This is a genomic window from Roseibium sp. (assembly GCF_965229775.1).
In the GTDB taxonomy this organism is placed as follows: Bacteria; Pseudomonadota; Alphaproteobacteria; order Rhizobiales; family Stappiaceae; genus Roseibium.
The window spans coordinates 1,201,858-1,217,590 of record NZ_OZ245929.1; the positions used below are offsets into that span (position 1 = coordinate 1,201,858).

15 protein-coding genes are annotated in these 15,733 nt (G+C 61.2%); 14 read left to right on the forward strand and 1 reads right to left on the reverse strand.

Annotated elements, in window-relative coordinates; all coding sequences use genetic code 11:
- Positions 1-7 precede the first annotated feature (7 nt).
- From tsaD to ACO07N_RS05310, 12 genes are all read left to right on the forward strand, one after another.
- Positions 8-1,114 (forward strand): tRNA (adenosine(37)-N6)-threonylcarbamoyltransferase complex transferase subunit TsaD, encoded by a 1,107-nt coding sequence (gene tsaD / locus ACO07N_RS05255; RefSeq protein ID WP_421980012.1) that lies wholly within the window; start codon positions 8-10, stop codon positions 1,112-1,114.
- A 171-nt stretch (positions 1,115-1,285) separates the two neighbouring features.
- A complete protein-coding gene (locus ACO07N_RS05260; protein WP_421980013.1) occupies positions 1,286-1,762 on the forward strand; it encodes an NUDIX hydrolase in 477 nt (158 codons plus the stop codon).
- The gene (locus ACO07N_RS05265; RefSeq protein WP_421980014.1) at positions 1,749-2,756 is read left to right on the forward strand and encodes an NAD(P)H-dependent glycerol-3-phosphate dehydrogenase; all 1,008 of its coding nucleotides are present in this window, start codon (positions 1,749-1,751) and stop codon (positions 2,754-2,756) included. The genes ACO07N_RS05260 and ACO07N_RS05265 overlap by 14 nt, the downstream gene beginning before the upstream one ends.
- 78 nt (positions 2,757-2,834) lie before the next feature.
- Entirely contained in the window at positions 2,835-3,125 is a 291-nt protein-coding gene (locus ACO07N_RS05270) for a YciI-like protein (RefSeq protein ID WP_421980015.1), read from the forward strand.
- Entirely contained in the window at positions 3,126-3,551 is a 426-nt protein-coding gene (locus ACO07N_RS05275; protein ID WP_421980016.1) for an EVE domain-containing protein, read from the forward strand.
- An 87-nt stretch (positions 3,552-3,638) separates the two neighbouring features.
- Positions 3,639-4,298, forward strand: a complete 660-nt coding sequence (locus tag ACO07N_RS05280; RefSeq protein WP_421980017.1) for a class I SAM-dependent methyltransferase — start codon at positions 3,639-3,641, stop codon at positions 4,296-4,298.
- A gap of 143 nt (positions 4,299-4,441) precedes the next feature.
- Complete coding sequence (locus ACO07N_RS05285; RefSeq protein WP_421980018.1) at positions 4,442-5,617, forward strand: M20 aminoacylase family protein; 1,176 nt, start codon at positions 4,442-4,444, stop codon at positions 5,615-5,617.
- Positions 5,618-6,682: 1,065 nt separating this feature from the next.
- Entirely contained in the window at positions 6,683-7,477 is a 795-nt protein-coding gene (locus ACO07N_RS05290; protein ID WP_421980019.1) for a helix-turn-helix domain-containing protein, read from the forward strand.
- 4 nt (positions 7,478-7,481) lie between these two features.
- Positions 7,482-8,246, forward strand: coding sequence for a sulfite exporter TauE/SafE family protein (locus tag ACO07N_RS05295; RefSeq protein ID WP_421980020.1), 765 nt, complete (start codon positions 7,482-7,484; stop codon positions 8,244-8,246).
- A gap of 140 nt (positions 8,247-8,386) precedes the next feature.
- Positions 8,387-9,499, forward strand: a complete 1,113-nt coding sequence (leuB, locus tag ACO07N_RS05300; protein ID WP_421980021.1) for a 3-isopropylmalate dehydrogenase — start codon at positions 8,387-8,389, stop codon at positions 9,497-9,499.
- Positions 9,500-9,575: 76 nt separating this feature from the next.
- A complete protein-coding gene (locus ACO07N_RS05305; RefSeq protein ID WP_421980022.1) occupies positions 9,576-9,995 on the forward strand; it encodes a hypothetical protein in 420 nt (139 codons plus the stop codon).
- Positions 9,996-9,999: 4 nt separating this feature from the next.
- A complete protein-coding gene (locus ACO07N_RS05310; RefSeq protein ID WP_421980023.1) occupies positions 10,000-10,389 on the forward strand; it encodes a VOC family protein in 390 nt (129 codons plus the stop codon).
- A 62-nt stretch (positions 10,390-10,451) separates the two neighbouring features.
- Here ACO07N_RS05310 and ACO07N_RS05315 read toward each other — a convergent pair whose 3' ends face one another.
- On the reverse strand, positions 10,452-11,342 hold the full coding sequence (locus ACO07N_RS05315) for a DMT family transporter (protein WP_421980024.1): 891 nt from the start codon (positions 11,340-11,342) through the stop codon (positions 10,452-10,454).
- Between the two features lie 761 nt (positions 11,343-12,103).
- Between ACO07N_RS05315 and cysK the strand changes: the two genes are divergently transcribed.
- Together cysK and ACO07N_RS05325 are read left to right on the forward strand one after the other, a co-directional pair.
- Complete coding sequence (gene cysK / locus ACO07N_RS05320) at positions 12,104-13,090, forward strand: cysteine synthase A (protein ID WP_421980025.1); 987 nt, start codon at positions 12,104-12,106, stop codon at positions 13,088-13,090.
- Between the two features lie 495 nt (positions 13,091-13,585).
- Positions 13,586-15,685 carry a winged helix-turn-helix domain-containing protein gene (locus tag ACO07N_RS05325; RefSeq protein WP_421980026.1) on the forward strand — a complete coding sequence of 700 codons (2,100 nt, stop codon included), beginning with the start codon at positions 13,586-13,588 and terminating at the stop codon, positions 15,683-15,685.
- The last annotated feature ends 48 nt before the right edge of the window (positions 15,686-15,733 follow it).

A 15,733-nucleotide genomic window follows, 5' to 3' on the forward strand; every position in this document is an offset into this window, starting at 1 on the left:
TAAACCAATGACTTCAGTCAATTCAAATAGCAATGCGACCAATCTGACCGTTCTGGGCATTGAAACCAGCTGCGACGAGACCGCCGCCGCCGTTGTCCGCGGGCCGGAGGCAAGGGAGATCCTTTCCAACACCATCCGCTCGCAGATCGACGAGCACACGGAGTTCGGCGGTGTTGTACCTGAAATCGCGGCGCGCGCGCATATCGAGATCCTGGACCGGATTGTCGCCGAAGCGATGCGCGAAGCCGGCTGCGGCTGGGACGACATAGACGCGGTCGCCGCAACGGCCGGCCCCGGTTTGATCGGTGGTGTGATTGTCGGCTTCATGACGGCCAAGGCAATCGCGATGGCCGCGGGCAAGACACTGATCGGCGTCAACCACCTGGAAGGTCACGCGCTCACGGCACGACTTACGGACGATCTGGATTTTCCGTTTCTGCTCTTGCTTGTCTCCGGCGGCCACAGCCAGTTTCTGCTCGTTCGCGGTGTCGGCGACTATGAACGGCTCGGAACGACGATAGACGATGCCATTGGCGAGGCCTTCGACAAGACCGCCAAACTGCTTGGCCTTCCCTATCCGGGCGGCCCGCATGTCGAAAAGATGGCTGCACGAGGCGATGCCGGCCGCTTCCGCCTGCCGCGCCCGCTGCTCGACAGGCCTGGGCTGGACATGTCCTTTGCCGGCTTGAAAACCGCGCTGCGCACCCAGGCCAAGAAGCTCGAACCGGTGGACGATCAGACGGTCGCAGACCTGTGCGCCGCATTCCAGCAGGCCGTCGCGGACGTCCTGGCCGCACGGACGAAATCGGCCCTCGATCTCTTCCGCATCCGCCACCCCGGCATCGCGCCGGTCATCGTTGTGGCCGGCGGTGTCGCCGCCAACCAGGAAATCCGCAAGGCGCTTACCGTTGCTGCCGGGGAGGCTGGCGCCGGGTTTGTTGCACCGCCGATGCGGCTGTGCACCGACAATGCCGCAATGATCGCCTGGGCCGGGATAGAACGGCTGCGCGCCGGTCCCGTCGACGACATGGACCTGTCGCCCCGCCCCCGGTGGCCGCTGGATTCGGAACGGGCCGGCATCCTGGGTGCCGGCAAAAAGGGCGCAAAGGCCTGATCGTTTCCGCTTGCCCGCGAATTCTTGCCCCGACCACAAACTTGCCCTTTTGCACGTGCAGGGAGCCTGTTAGATCAACGGATGCTCGGTCGCCATCGACTGAACATCCGAAAACTGATCGGTCTTGGCAAAGCTCCGCGGAGCATGCCCCTCGCAAAGGAATCCGGCGGCATGAACGTCTACCACAAGGCTTACGTTTACCTGACTTGCGGCACGGACCTGCTCGTTTTTTCAGAGCCGGACTTCCCGCATGTGGGTTTGCAGGTTCCCGGCGGCACGCTCGATCCGGGAGAAAGCTACCTGCAGGCGGCGCGGCGGGAATTTTGCGAGGAGACCGGACTTTCGTTGGATATCGCGCTCGAATCGTTCGCCGACCAGGATCGGATCCTGAAGAATGTCCCCGATTGCCTCGATGGATTGCATCGGCGGCGGCATTTTCACGGGACTGTTCGGGAAAAGGCTGCCGAAGAGTGGGAACATTTCGAATCCTCTCCGAGCGCAGGCGGCCCGCCGATCCGGTTCCGCCTGTTCTGGATCGACCTGTTCGCAAGCGATGTGACCCAGGAGGCCCGGTTCTTCGAAGGGTTTGGAGCACAGCTTGAGACATTACGGTCGCGCATGGAAAGGCAAAGCGATGGGCGCCATTAAGACAGTCGGTGTTGTCGGCGGCGGTGCCTGGGGAACGGCCCTGGCCCTGACGGCTGCCCGCGCCGGGCGCGACGTCCGGCTCTGGGCGCGGGATCCGGAGACGGTCTCCACGATCCGCTCGCGCCGGCAGAACACGCGCTACCTGCCGGGCATCACCTTCGACGAGGATCTCAATGCAACGGAGTCGCTGGAAGATATAGCGGGCGCGGATGCCATATTGCTCGTCACCCCGGCGCAGACGACACGCGGTGTGCTTGCGGCCCTTAAGAAAACAGGCGCCGTCTCCGGTCCGGTCGTTCTGTGCGCCAAGGGCATCGAGCAGACTTCGGGCAAGCTTCTCTCTCGTGTGATGAACGAGGAGCTGCCGGGTGTCGAACCCGGTGTCCTGTCCGGACCGAGCTTTGCCGACGATGTCGCCCGCGGTCTGCCGACGGCCGTCACGGTGGCCGCGAACTCGGCCAAGACCGCTCTCAGCCTGTGCGAAGCGCTCCAGTCCGCCTGTTTCCGGCCCTACGCCTCGATCGATATCCTGGGCGCCCAGATCGGCGGATCGCTGAAGAATGTGCTCGCGATCGCCTGCGGAGCCGTCGTCGGCCGGAAGCTCGGCGCGAGTGCACAGGCAGCTTTGACCGCGCGCGGCTTTGCCGAGCTGACCCGGCTGGGCACCGCGATGGGCGCACAGGGCGAAACCCTGACCGGCCTGTCCGGCCTCGGCGATCTCGTGCTGACCTGCTCGTCGACCCAGTCGCGGAATTTTTCATTCGGCCTGAGGCTGGGAGAAGGTTTCATGGCCTCGGAGCTGATCTCCGCCGGCGGCAAGCTCGCGGAAGGCGCCTATTCGGCACGGGTTGCGGTCAAGCTGGCGCAGAAACACGGCATCGACGTCCCGATCTGCGAAACGGTCGCGCGGATGATCGATGAAGACCTCTCGATAGACGACGCGCTCAACACGCTGATGGCGCGTCCGCTGAAGGCGGAGACGGAAAGCCTTTGACACCCGCAATCCGGCATTGAGTTTGTGACGACTCGGCCCTAGGTTCGCAGGAGTCACTTCAACCAGGAACCCCCGGCCATGCTTTATGCCCTGATATGCACCGACAAGCCCGGTGCCCTGCAAACACGTCTCGACAATCGCGACAATCACATTGCCTTTCTGAAGGGCCTCGGCGACGGTCTCAAGGCTGCCGGTCCGTTTCTCGACGACGACGGCAACATGACCGGGTCCCTTGTCGTGATCGAAGCCGCGAACAGGGACGAAGCCCTGGCCATTTCGCAGGAAGACCCCTACGCCGTCGCGGGTCTGTTCGAAAGCGTCGAGATCCGCCCGTGGAACTGGGTGATCAAGAACCCGGAGGTCAGCTAAGTGCAGTACTGGTTGATCAAATCCGAACCGGACAAATGGTCCTGGGAACAGCAGAAAGCCAAGGGGGATGCCGGCGAACAGTGGGACGGCATCAGGAACTACCAGGCACGCAACAACATGCGCGCGATGGAAATCGGTGACAGGGCGTTTTTCTATCACTCCAACATCGGCAAGGAAGTCGTCGGCGTCGTTGAGGTCTGCAGCGACATTCATCCGGACACCACGACCGATGACCCGCGCTGGGAATGCGTGGATTTCAAAGCCGTGTGCGACATGCCCAAGCCGGTGACGCTTGCCGATGTGAAGGCGGAGCCGCGTCTTGAGAAGATGGCCCTGGTCGCCAACACGCGCCTGTCGGTTCAGCCGGTCACGGCGGACGAGTGGAAAATCGTCTGTGAGATGGGCGGGTTGAAAGATCCGGCTTGAGCGAACCCGCATGCGCTGAAGGCACACGGCTTGGCTCCCTTTCCCCATGGGAGAGGCGTCTGGCGCACATTTGAAACGGTAAGCCCTATGCCGCCCATCGAGGATCCAGCCGCGTTCATACGCCGGGAAACCACGGTCAAGCCGGTTCCGCATGCGGAGGAAATCAGGCTCCACGTCGCGGACGAGGCGATGGAACTCTGGCAGAAGACGGAAGAGGATCTCGGCGCGCTCGGCCTCGATCCGCCGTTTTGGGCTTTCGCCTGGGCAGGTGGCCAGGGCCTGGCACGTTACATTCTGGACACACCGACACTGGTCGCGGGAAAGACAGTGCTCGATTTCGCCTGCGGCTCGGGACTGGTTGGCATTGCGGCGATGATGGCGGGCGCGAAATCGTGCCGCGCGGTCGATATCGATCCGTTCGCCGTTGCCGCTGCGCGTCTCAATGCCGAGCTGAACGGTGTCCAGCTCGACCTCGAAATGACCGACCTGACACGGCAAGCCCCGCCTTCGGTCGACATCGTTTTCTGCGGGGATGTTTTCTACGACCGGCCGATGGCGGATGCCGTTGCGGGCTTTCTGGACCGTCTGATCGATGCCGGCATTGACGTCCTGGTCGGCGACCCGGGCAGATCCTATCTGCCGACCGGCCGCCTCACGGAACTTGGCGTTTACGAAGTTCCTGTCGTCGGTGCCCTGGAAGACAATGAAATCAAGAAAACATCCGTGTTTCGCGTTGGAAGAAGCTGACGGCGCATGCCGCAATTTCACCGTGAGAGTTCTGTACTCACAACGATCTACAGAAGTTTTTACCGTTCGGGTCTTCCCCTTTGCAGTTCTTGCGATAGGTTAGCCCCACAAAGAGTTTACAGCAGTTCTCCCAGGAGCCCTCCATGCCCATCGTTAACCGACTTGCCGACCTCGCTGACGAGATTACGGCCTGGCGCCGTGACTTCCACGAGAACCCGGAAGTTCTCTATGAAACCGTCAGGACCGCCGGAAAGGTCGCCGAACTTCTGGAGAGTTTCGGAGTGGACGAGGTGACGACCGGTATCGGCAGGACTGGTGTCGTCGGCGTGATCAAGGGCCGCAATGGCGGCACTGGCCGGACCGTCGGCCTGCGCGCGGACATGGACGCCTTGCCGATCGAAGAGGAAACCGGCAAACCCTACGCCTCGAAGGTCCAGGGCAAGATGCACGCCTGCGGTCATGACGGCCATACCGCCATGCTGCTCGGCGCGGCAAAATATCTGTCCGAGACCCGGAATTTCGACGGCACCGTCGTGGTGATCTTCCAGCCCGCCGAAGAGGGCGGCGCAGGCGCCAAGGCCATGATCGACGATGGCCTGATGACCCGCTGGCCAATGGACGAGGTCTACGGCATGCACAACTATCCGGGCATGCCGGTCGGCGAATTCGCGATCTGCAAGGGCCCGATCATGGCCGCCACCGACGAGTTCCGGATCACGGTCACCGGAAAGGGCGGTCATGCCGCGAAACCGCACCAGACAGTCGATCCGGTGGTTGTCGGCTCCAAGATCGTGTCTGCGCTTCAGACCATCGCCAGCCGGAACGCCAATCCGCTCGACTCCGTCGTGGTCTCGGTCACCGTGTTCAATGCCGGCAGTGCATTCAACGTGATCCCGCAGGACGCGGTCCTGCGCGGCACCGTCCGCAGCCTGAACGCGGACATGCGGGACCTGGCGGAAAAACGCATGGGCGACATCGTCACCTCAATCGCGGCGGCCTTCGACGCAACCGCCAAACTTGAGTTCCGGCGCGGCTATCCCGTGACGAGAAACCACGACGAACAGACGGATTTCGCCGCGGAGATCGCGGAAGGCATTGCCGGCGACGGCAAGGTCAACCGGAGCATCGAGCCGATGATGGGCGGTGAGGATTTTTCCTACATGCTCGAAGAGCGCCCGGGTGCGTTCATTTTCGCCGGCAACGGCGACACCGCAGGCCTCCACCATCCCGAATACGACTTCAACGACGACCTCATTCCGGTCGGCTGTTCCTACTGGGTCAAGCTCGTGGAAACCGCCCTGCCCGCAAAGGCTGCCTGACGGCATCGCCGGCTTTACAGGCCTAACGCCCTCTCCCGGTCATTGCAGGGCCCGCCCCTGCAATCCATGCCATTGCCTCGTCGGTGACCGGGGCCAGGTATCGGCATGGATGCCATGATCAAGTCATGGCATGACGGCTTGGGACGGTCCGCAGTCAATGAAATTGTCATTCCGGCTGAAGCGCAGCGGAAGGCCGGAACCCAGTAACCACCTGTTTCTCGTTCTTCTTTCAACCGTCGGCCACAGGGAATACTGGGTCCCGGTCTTGCCGCTGACGCGGCAAACCGGGATGACAAATCGGGGAAACAAATCCGAAACCCGGTTTGGCGCCGCACGTCATTGCAGAGCCGACCCTGCAATCCCTGCTACTACCTCTCCTCGATCACCGGGCCGCGTAGCGGCATGGATGCCATGATCAAGTCATGGCATGGGCCTTGGGACGGTCCGCAGACAAGGAACTTGTCATTCCGGCTGAAGCGCAGCGGAAGGCCGGAACCCAGTACCACCTGTTTCTCGTTCTTCTTTCAACCGTCGGCCACAGGGAATACTGGGTCCCGGTCTTGCCGCTGATGCCGCAAACTGGGATGACAAATCGGGGAAACAAATCCGAAACCCGGTTTGGCGCCGCACGTCATTGCAGGGCTTTCTCAACGACATAAATTCGACAGGACTTTCTTGACCGGACTGCCGTGGACCAGGTCACGGCATGACACGGTGGAACCGCGAGACTGGGCAACACTCACCTCCGGTCATTGCAGGGCCCGACCCTGCAATCCATGCCATTGCCCCTCCTCGATCACCGGGCCGCGTATCGGTATGGATGCCATGATCAAGTCATGGCATGACGGCGTGCTTGGGTTTTTTGGCATCTCACTCTTTCTTCATCATTGCGGGGCTCGACCCTGCAATCCATGCCGTTGCCTGTCCACCAAGGAGGAGGACAGCGGCAAACGGAACAGTTTCAGCCGATTTGTCACAATCGGCGGCCGGCGGGATGACGGCAGCCGGGTTTCCCTATATGACTGACGCCGGTTCCGGCAGCCATATTCCTTTGGGCATTTCGACATGACATCTCAACCGTTCAAGCTTCCCTTCCTGGCGTCCTACGTGCTGGTTGGTGCAATTGTCGGCGTTCTTGTCATCCATCCCCTCAATCTGGTGGTCGTCTGGTGGGAACTGGCCCGGTTTTCCGAGACGGCCCCCGATCTGATCGAGTTCCTGTCGGCGCGGCTCTGGTTACTGCTGTTGCCGCGCCACCTGGATGTCGCCATTGCCTACACGCTGCTCGGCGCGGTCGTCGGGCTTGCCTTCGGCATCTTCAGCCGCAACTACATGCGCACCTCCGAAGCCTACCGGTCCCTGCGGCAGGAACAGACGCTTCATATTCCGAGCATCATGCAAATGGGCGAAACGGACGGCGTCGAGTTCAAGTCGTCGCTGCGCTGGGACATGAAGGAAAACCGCATCAACAGGGGGCTGGAAAAGGTTATCGCCAAGACCATTGCCGGTTTCTTCAACGCCGATGGTGGCTATCTGCTGGTCGGTGTCGATGACGACGGCAAGGCGCTCGGTCTTGAGAAGGATCTCGCCACGCTGAAGAGCGCGGATCTCGACGCGTTCGAGCGCACCGTAAACGATATCGTTTCCAAGAACCTCGGCGGCGATCTCTGTCCGTCCATTCACACCGTTTTTGCAAGCGTCGACGGCAAGGATGTCGCGATGATCATCATCCGACCGGCGCCCCGAGCCGTTTACATGGAAGACGGAAGATCCTCGGTTTTCTACGTGCGAAGCGGCAATTCCACCCGGCAGCTCGATGTGCGCGAGGCGCTGAACTACGCAAGATCGAGGTGGTCCTGATCCGATGGAATTCCTGGCAGCGGTTCTCCCCGATGAACTCGGTTCCCTTTCGATCGCCACGCTGATCCTCGCCAGCTTCTTCACATCCGGCCTCACCGCCGCCGTCGGCCTGGGCGGCGGCATCGCCCTGATCGCGATCATGGCGAACCTGATGCCGGCCAGCGCGCTGGTGCCGGTCCACGGCGCGGTTCAGATCGGCTCCAACGGCGGACGCGCGCTCGTGCAACTGAAGCATGTCGACTGGTCGATATTCGCCTGGTTCACGATCGGTGCGATTTTCGGCGCAGCGCTCGGTGGCGCGATTGCGGTCGAACTGCCGTCATCCATCCTCAGGGCCGGGATCGGCTGTTTCGTGCTCTGGGTGATCTGGGTCAAGCCGCCGAAATTCGACAGGGTCCAGAAAAGGGCCATGGCGGCTGCCGGGTTCGCTTCCACGTTTCTGTCCATGTTCTTCGGTGCCGCCGGTCCGATCGGCGGTGCGGTGCTGTCGACGCTCGGCCTGACGCGTCACGGCTATGTCGCCAACCAGGCGGTCACCGCTCTCGTCATGCATGTCTTCAAGATCGTCGCCTTCGGAGCACTGGGATTTGCCTTCGCGCCCTGGGCCGGGCTGATCGTGCTGATGATCGTCAGCGGATTCCTCGGAACGCTCGCCGGGTCGCGCCTTCTCGGCAAGATGGATGAAAAGACGTTCAAGACCGGTTTCAAATGGGTCATGACCGCGCTTGCGCTGAACCTCTTCTGGCAGGCGGGCCGAGGTCTGATCTGATGGCTTCTCTCAGAATCCGGTGACGCTTGACGGTTCCCGCACGCTCGCTTGAGTTATTCGCAACTGGCCACGCCTTGAAAGACGGGGCGCGACGCGGTAACTGAGCGCAACTGTTTTCAACAATGCGGGATGGAACGTTCATGGCTTCTCACAGTCTTCTGCTTCTGCCGGGTGACGGCATCGGTGCCGAAATCATGAAGGAAGTGGAAAAGGTAATCGACTGGTTCAACACCAACACCGATATGACTTTCGACACCACCGAGGGCCATGTGGGCGGCGCTGCCTACGACAAGCACGGACAGGCGATCTCCGACGAGGACATGGCCAAGGCGCTTGCAGCCGATGCCGTGATCTTCGGCGCCGTTGGCGGACCGAAATGGGACAAGGTCCCCTACGACGTCCGCCCGGAGGCCGGTCTGCTCCGCCTGCGCAAGGAAATGGAACTGTTCGCGAACCTGCGCCCGGCAATCTGCTATCCCGCGCTTGCCGACGCGTCTTCGCTGAAGCCCGAAGTGGTCGAGGGCCTCGATATCCTGATCGTGCGCGAATTAACCGGCGGTGTCTATTTCGGCGAACCGAAGGAAATCACCGACCTCGGCAACGGCCAGAAGCGCGGTGTCGACACCCAGGTCTACGACACCTACGAGATCGAGCGCATTTCCAGGGTAGCCTTCGAACTGGCCCGCACGCGCAACAACAAGGTCACGTCCATGGAAAAGCGGAACGTGATGAAGTCCGGCGTACTTTGGAACGAGGTCGTCACCGACACGCACAAGAACGGCTATGAAGACGTCGAGCTGGACCACATGCTGGCCGATGCCGGCGGCATGCAGCTCGTCCGCTGGCCGAAGCAGTTCGACGTTATCGTCACGGACAACCTGTTCGGCGACATGCTCTCCGACGTCGCCGCCATGCTGACCGGATCGCTCGGCATGCTGCCGTCGGCTTCGCTCGGCGCACCGGATCCGGTCACCGGCAAGCGCAAGGCGCTTTACGAGCCGGTTCACGGCTCCGCACCGGACATCGCCGGCACCGGTGCCGCCAACCCGATCGCCATGATCGCCAGTTTCGCAATGGCGCTGCGCTATTCCTTCGAGGAAGTGGACGCGGCCAACAAGGTCGAAAAGGCAATCGAGGCCGCACTTGAAAAAGGCATTCGCACCAAGGACATCGCCAAGGACGGTGACACGGTCGTCACCACGTCTGAAATGGGCGACGTCATCCTCGCGGAACTGAACGCGCTCAGCACCTGATCCGGTGACGAGATTGCAATAAGGACCGCCTGCGGGTATCCCGTGGGCGGTTTTTCTTTCGAAAAGATGCTGTCACATGATCGACGACAAAATCGCACCCTTCCTCGGCACCTGGATCCTCGACGCGGACGAAAGCGAGTTCGACCAGGGCGAACCGCCGCAAAGCGCCACGCTCCGGATCGAGGACAATTTCGGCATGGTCTCCTTCACCATGAACCAGATTTCGGCGGACGGCGAGGAAAGCAGCGACACGTTCGAGGCCGTCCCGGACGGGCCGGAAGTCAAGCTGGGCAAGAGCGGGCTTGTCGACGCGATGCGGCTTGTTTTCCAGGGCGACAGGAACCTGATATCCGAGGCTCGCCGCGGCGGCCTGACCATCATGAAGGCGGACCGGGAACTCTCCGACGACGGCCGCACCTTGACCGTAACGCAGACCGTCCATCTCGTTGATGTCGCCAGCTTCACCAACACCTCCGTCTATCGCAAGGCACAATAGGCAGATGCAGCAGACCATCGGTGCGATTGCACTTCTTGTCCCGGACTACGATGCCGCCATCGCCTTTTATGTCGGAAAGCTCGGGTTTGACCTGATCGAGGACACGCACCTGTCGGAGGTCAAACGCTGGGTGCTGGTCGCGCCCCCGGGCAGCAGCGAAACCCGGCTTCTGCTCGCGCAGGCCGATGGCCAGGACCAGGTGAACGCCATCGGCAAGCAGACCGGCGGGCGCGTATTCCTGTTCCTCTACACGGATGATTTCGACCGCGACCACGGGCGCATGCTCGCAAACGACGTCGAATTCCTGGAAAACCCGCGCGAAGAGGTCTACGGCAAGGTCGCCGTCTTCCGGGATCCTTTTGGCAACAAGTGGGACCTGATCGAACGCTATTGAGCCGACCGGGTGCGGGCGGGCAGCCTGGTGCAGCAAATGAGTCGAACGTCAGTATCAGGCGACTAACCGCGTTTCACGATCAGCAATGACAGACCGATCGTGACGACACCGATCCCGAGCCATTCCTGAAAGCCGGGCGTTTCCCCGAGAACGGGGATCGCCAGAACAGCTGCGGAGGCCGGAACGGCGGCCGAGAAACCCGCTGTTGCGGTCGGTCCGAGATGTGTTGCCGCCAGCGCGAACAGGATCACGGCCACGAAACCGGGCCCCAGGCCCTGATAGGCGGCCTGGAATACGATGCTTGAAAGACTTGCGTCGGCGAGACCGGAAGGCAGGAAGAGCAGCCAGACAGGTATGAACAGGAGCGCATTCGGGACATTGACCAGAACCAGCGCCTGCCGCGGTGTGATCTGCCAATGGCGCACGCCGAAAATATAGACCGAGAGAACCGCCGAGGCGGACAGGAACAGGCCGATGCCGACGGCCACGTTTTTCCCGCCTTGCATCAGCCCGGTGCTTCCGACCAGCACTGCCCCGGCAACGATCACGGCAATACCGATGACTTGCATTCTGGCGGGGAAACTTGCCGCAAACACGGCGACCAGCGCTGCGGTGAAGACCGGCAGCGCACCGTTGGCGAAAACACCTGCATAGGCCGCAGACGCTTCGCTCAGTCCCCAATACATCAGCATCGAATAGATGACACCGGGCCCGCACAGCGACATCAACGCGACGGCGCGGAACGGCAGATGGCGAGGCCACCACCGGATGGCAAATGGAAGCGTGATCGCGCCCGCCACCAGGAACCTGAGACCGGTCATGTCTGCCGGGGTGAGGCTTGTCGTGACACCGGCACGCGAGAACACGATGAAGCCTGACCAGATGAAAAGCACCGCGACGGCACTCGCAACCCCGAGATTGCGGTTCTGAACGGCAGCAGATTGACTATTCAATTCCAGGTGTACCTTTCGGGGAAGAACGGCAACTGCGAGGCGGATGCCCTGAAAGACGATGCCGGCACAGCATCTGCGGCTTCAACAAGCGACTTCGACGTCTCTCAATAAAGCCATTGCACGCGATTGCAACCACTTGCAGCCACGGCATCGCGGGACTTTGCAAGTCACCGCTGTCCGGCTCGTCACAAACTGGATCCCGCAACGTGATCTCAAGCCAATAGACTTGTCATTCCGGCTGCAGCGCAGCGGAAGGCCGGAAACCAGTAATCCCTTGTCTTTCCGTCTTCTTTCAAGATCTGTAGGCAGGGGCTACTGGGTCCCGGTCTTGGCGCTTTCGCGCCAAACCGGGATGACAAATCCGGGAGATGAATCCGGATCCAGCTTTGAGGACGGACGGAGTGAAGCCCCTCGCAACGACAAAAACTCGATGCCACTTTCCAATTCGATAGGAGTGGTCGCCGTGACAGGCTCAAACAGCACCGGTTCGGTATTCGGTGCAGCTTCCGCCGGGCGCGGGTGGATCATGGTTTCTGTGTCTGGAAACGTCGCAAAACCCAACTGAATACACGATTTTGCGTCTCTTCATGAAATCTCCAGGTTCTCCTCATGTGGACCTCAAGCAAACCTTGCTGCGCTGATCTACCTTTTCGGGATCGCCCCTGCAGAACGCGGTGGGAGAGAGAACCGTCCGGAAGGAAAGGTTTTCCCGTGCGATCAAGACAGACAATCCCGCACAATGCGGCCGGAAGGAAATACACATGCACCCTCATCCTGGATCCCGTCTCACCTTCGACAAGCCCGGGCGGGGCCGCGTCTACAGCAGCATTCTGGAAACCATCGGCAACACGCCGCTCGTGCGGATCGGCCGCCTGGCGGCCGAAGCCGGATGCCAGGCCGAAGTCCTGGCGAAGCTGGAATTCTTCAACCCGGTCGCCAGCGTCAAGGACCGGATCGCCGTCGCATTGCTGGAGGCATTGGAGGCCGACGGCTCCATCGGACCGGGCAGTGTCATTGTCGAACCGACCTCCGGCAACACCGGCATCGGGCTTGCATTCGCATGCGCGGCCAAGGGGTATCGCTGCATCCTGACGATGCCGGACAGTTTTTCGCTCGAACGGCGCAAGATGATGCGGCTGTTCGGTGCCGAACTTGTGCTGACCCCCCGTGAAGGCGGAATTCATGCCGCCATTGAAAAGGCGCGGGAGATCATCGCCAGCACGGAAGGGGCCGTCATGCCCGGGCAATTCGTCAATCCGGCCAACCCGGGCATTCATCGCAGAACCACTGCGGAAGAAATCTGGAACGACACCAACGGCGTGGTCGACGCCGTCGTGATGGGGGTCGGCACCGGCGGCACGCTGACGGGGGTCGCTGACATACTCAAGACGCGCAATCGGGAAATCCGGGTCATCGCCGTCGAACCTGAAGACAGCCCGGTCCTCTCCGGCGGGACGCACGCCCCTCACCTGATCCAGGGGATCGGCCCGGGTTTCATACCCGATGTTCTGGAGACCGGCCTGATCGATGAAGTCATGACGGTCAGCAATGAAAGTGCATTCCAGACAGCAAGATCACTGGCATCGATCGAGGGTATTCCGGGCGGCATCTCGTCCGGTGCCGCCATGCATTGCGCGCTTGATGTTGCCCGGCGCGGGCAGATGAAGGGCAGAACGATTGTCGCCATTCTACCCAGTGCCGCGGAACGGTACTTGTCGACCGACCTTTTTGACGATTACGGCGAATAGTACGAATCTTGGCTCGACGCGTAGCGGGACCCACTGTTGTCCGGTTAAGAAAGTCCTGTTGAATTTATGTCGTCAAGAAAGCCCTGCAATGCCGTGCGTCGCCAAACCGGGATTCGGACTTGTTTCCCCGATTTGTCATCCCGGTTTGCCGCATGCGCGGCAAGACCGGGAGCCAGTACGCCCTGTGGCTGAAGGTTAAAAGATGAAGGAGAAATAGGTGGTTACTGGGTTCCGGCCCTCCGCTGGCCTTCAGCCGGAATGACAAGTTCATTGGCTGAGGACCGCCTAGCTAGATGAACTACGGGTTAAACAGGACAGCAGTGTAGCGGGAACAGACATCGTTTGACTTTACGTAATATCACGTGGAAGTCTTGCTTCCTGTCACAATCGACAGGGGTCAGTTTATGGGCAGCTGGAAATATTGCACCGCGTAACTGGAGATCATCCGGGCAGGAAAACACCACGGCCGATGACCCACCACCGAGAGCACGGAACATGGAACGAAAGCTGATAACGATCGTCGCGATGGATGTGGTTGGCTACAGCCGCATGATGGAGCGCGACGAGGAACAGACGCTGCGCCAGTTGAACGAGATACGCACCTCGGTGGTCGATCCCTCGGTCGCCCGCCATTCCGGGCGCACTGTCAAGACGATGGGCGACGGCGCCCTTCTTGAATTCTCGAGCGTCGTCAGCGCGCTCCAATGCGCCATCGAGATCCAGAAGGATCTTGCTGCAAACCCGGACCACAGAGGCCCCAGTCAACTCAGCTACCGGATCGGTATTCACCTGGGCGATGTCATTGCCGAGGGCGACGACATATACGGCGACGGCGTCAATGTTGCCGCACGTCTTGAAACGCTGGCGCAACCGGGCGGCATCGTGCTTTCCAAGCAGGTGTACGATCATATCGGAGGACGTGTACCGGTCGAGTTCACGGCTCTTGGCGAACAGCACGTGAAAAACATCAGCCGGCCGATCGAAGCCTACAGCATCGATCCATCCGGCAGGGAAACGCCGCCGGGCGCGCTCCGCTTCGGGGCCTATGAACTGGACCCTGACCGGTTTGAACTTCGGCGGGACGGCACACCGGTCGCGGTCGAGCCGCAGGTATTCGATCTCGTGTCCTACCTGGCCCGGAACGCCGAGCGCACGGTGACGAAGGAAGAGATCTTTTCCAGGCTCTGGGGTGACCGGTTCGTGTCCGATTCCGCACTTAGCAGCCAGATCAAGATGGCCCGGAAAGTTCTGGGCGACGATGGCACGGCGCAGCACACCATCCGCACGATCCACGGCCGCGGTTTCCGCTTTGTCGCCAAGCTCAGCCAGCCGGAGGAAAAGCCGGCGCCAAACGGCGTTCAGGTGCCCGAGGCCATGGCCTACAAGATGGCAACGATGAAACCGTCCGTCGCCATCCTGCCTTTCATCAACCTGAACACCGAGCCCTCGGAAGACTATCTTGCCGACGGCATCACAGAGGACATCACGACGGCGCTTTCCAAGAACCGCTGGCTCACGGTGATCGCGCGCAATTCGACCTTCTCCTTCCGGAATTCGGCGGACGGTATCCGGGTGATCGGCGAGAAGCTCGGCGCCAGTTACATCGTCACCGGCAGTGTCCGCAAGGCCGGTCAGCGCGTGCGCATCACCGTTCAGCTTGTCGATGCCGGCACCGAGAACAGCGTCTGGTCGGAGCGTTTCGACCGGGACATGAAGGACATTTTCGATCTGCAGGACGAGATCACCGAACTGGTGGCGTCTCGCATCGAATCCGAACTCGGCATGACCGAGCAGCGCAAGGCGGAGCGCCGCTCCAGGAAGAACCTCGGGGCGTGGGATCTCTACCAGCTTGGCGTCGCGGAGTTCTACAAGTTCACGCCCGAGGCCAACCAGCGTTGCCAGGACCTGCTCCGCCAGTCGCTTGACCTCGATCCCGACTTCGCAAGCGCGCACTCGAGGCTCGCCTACGCAATCGTGCTCAGCATGGTCTATTTCGATGCCGCGCCCGACGACGACCGGATGGACGAAGCCCTGATCGCGGCCAAGCGGGCGCTGGAACTGGACGATCAGGACGCCAACAGCTTCTTCACCATCGGCAGGGTGTACCTGGCGCGCCGCGAATATGATCTTGCGATCGACGCCCTGGAACACGCGGTCGAGCTCAATCCATATCTCGCGGTCACCTATTGCGGCCTGGGAGACTCGCTCGCTTACGAGGGACGTCTGGACGAGGCCATCGAGCAGTTCGAGATCGCCATTCGCCTGAGCCCGCACGACCCGTTCCGGTGGGCGTTTTATTCCTATCGCTCGCTGGCACATCTGTTCAGGGGAGAATACGAGGACGCCGTCAGCTGGGCGCGCAAGTCGGTCCAGATCCCGAATGCGCAATACTGGGCGAAGGCCCATCTTGTGGCCGCGCTCGGTCTTTTGGGAGAAAAGGATCAGGCGGCACGCGCCATTCGCGAGCTGACCAAACTCAAGCCCGAATTCTCGATCGACTTTGCCAGGGAGCATCTGTTCTACCTGAAGAAGGAAGACCAGATCGAGACCTACATGGACGGTCTGCGCAAGGCGGGCTTGCGCGAACGCGCCTGATCGGCACCTTCTGACGTTTCGGGAAGCAAGGCCGGATCGGGCAGACGG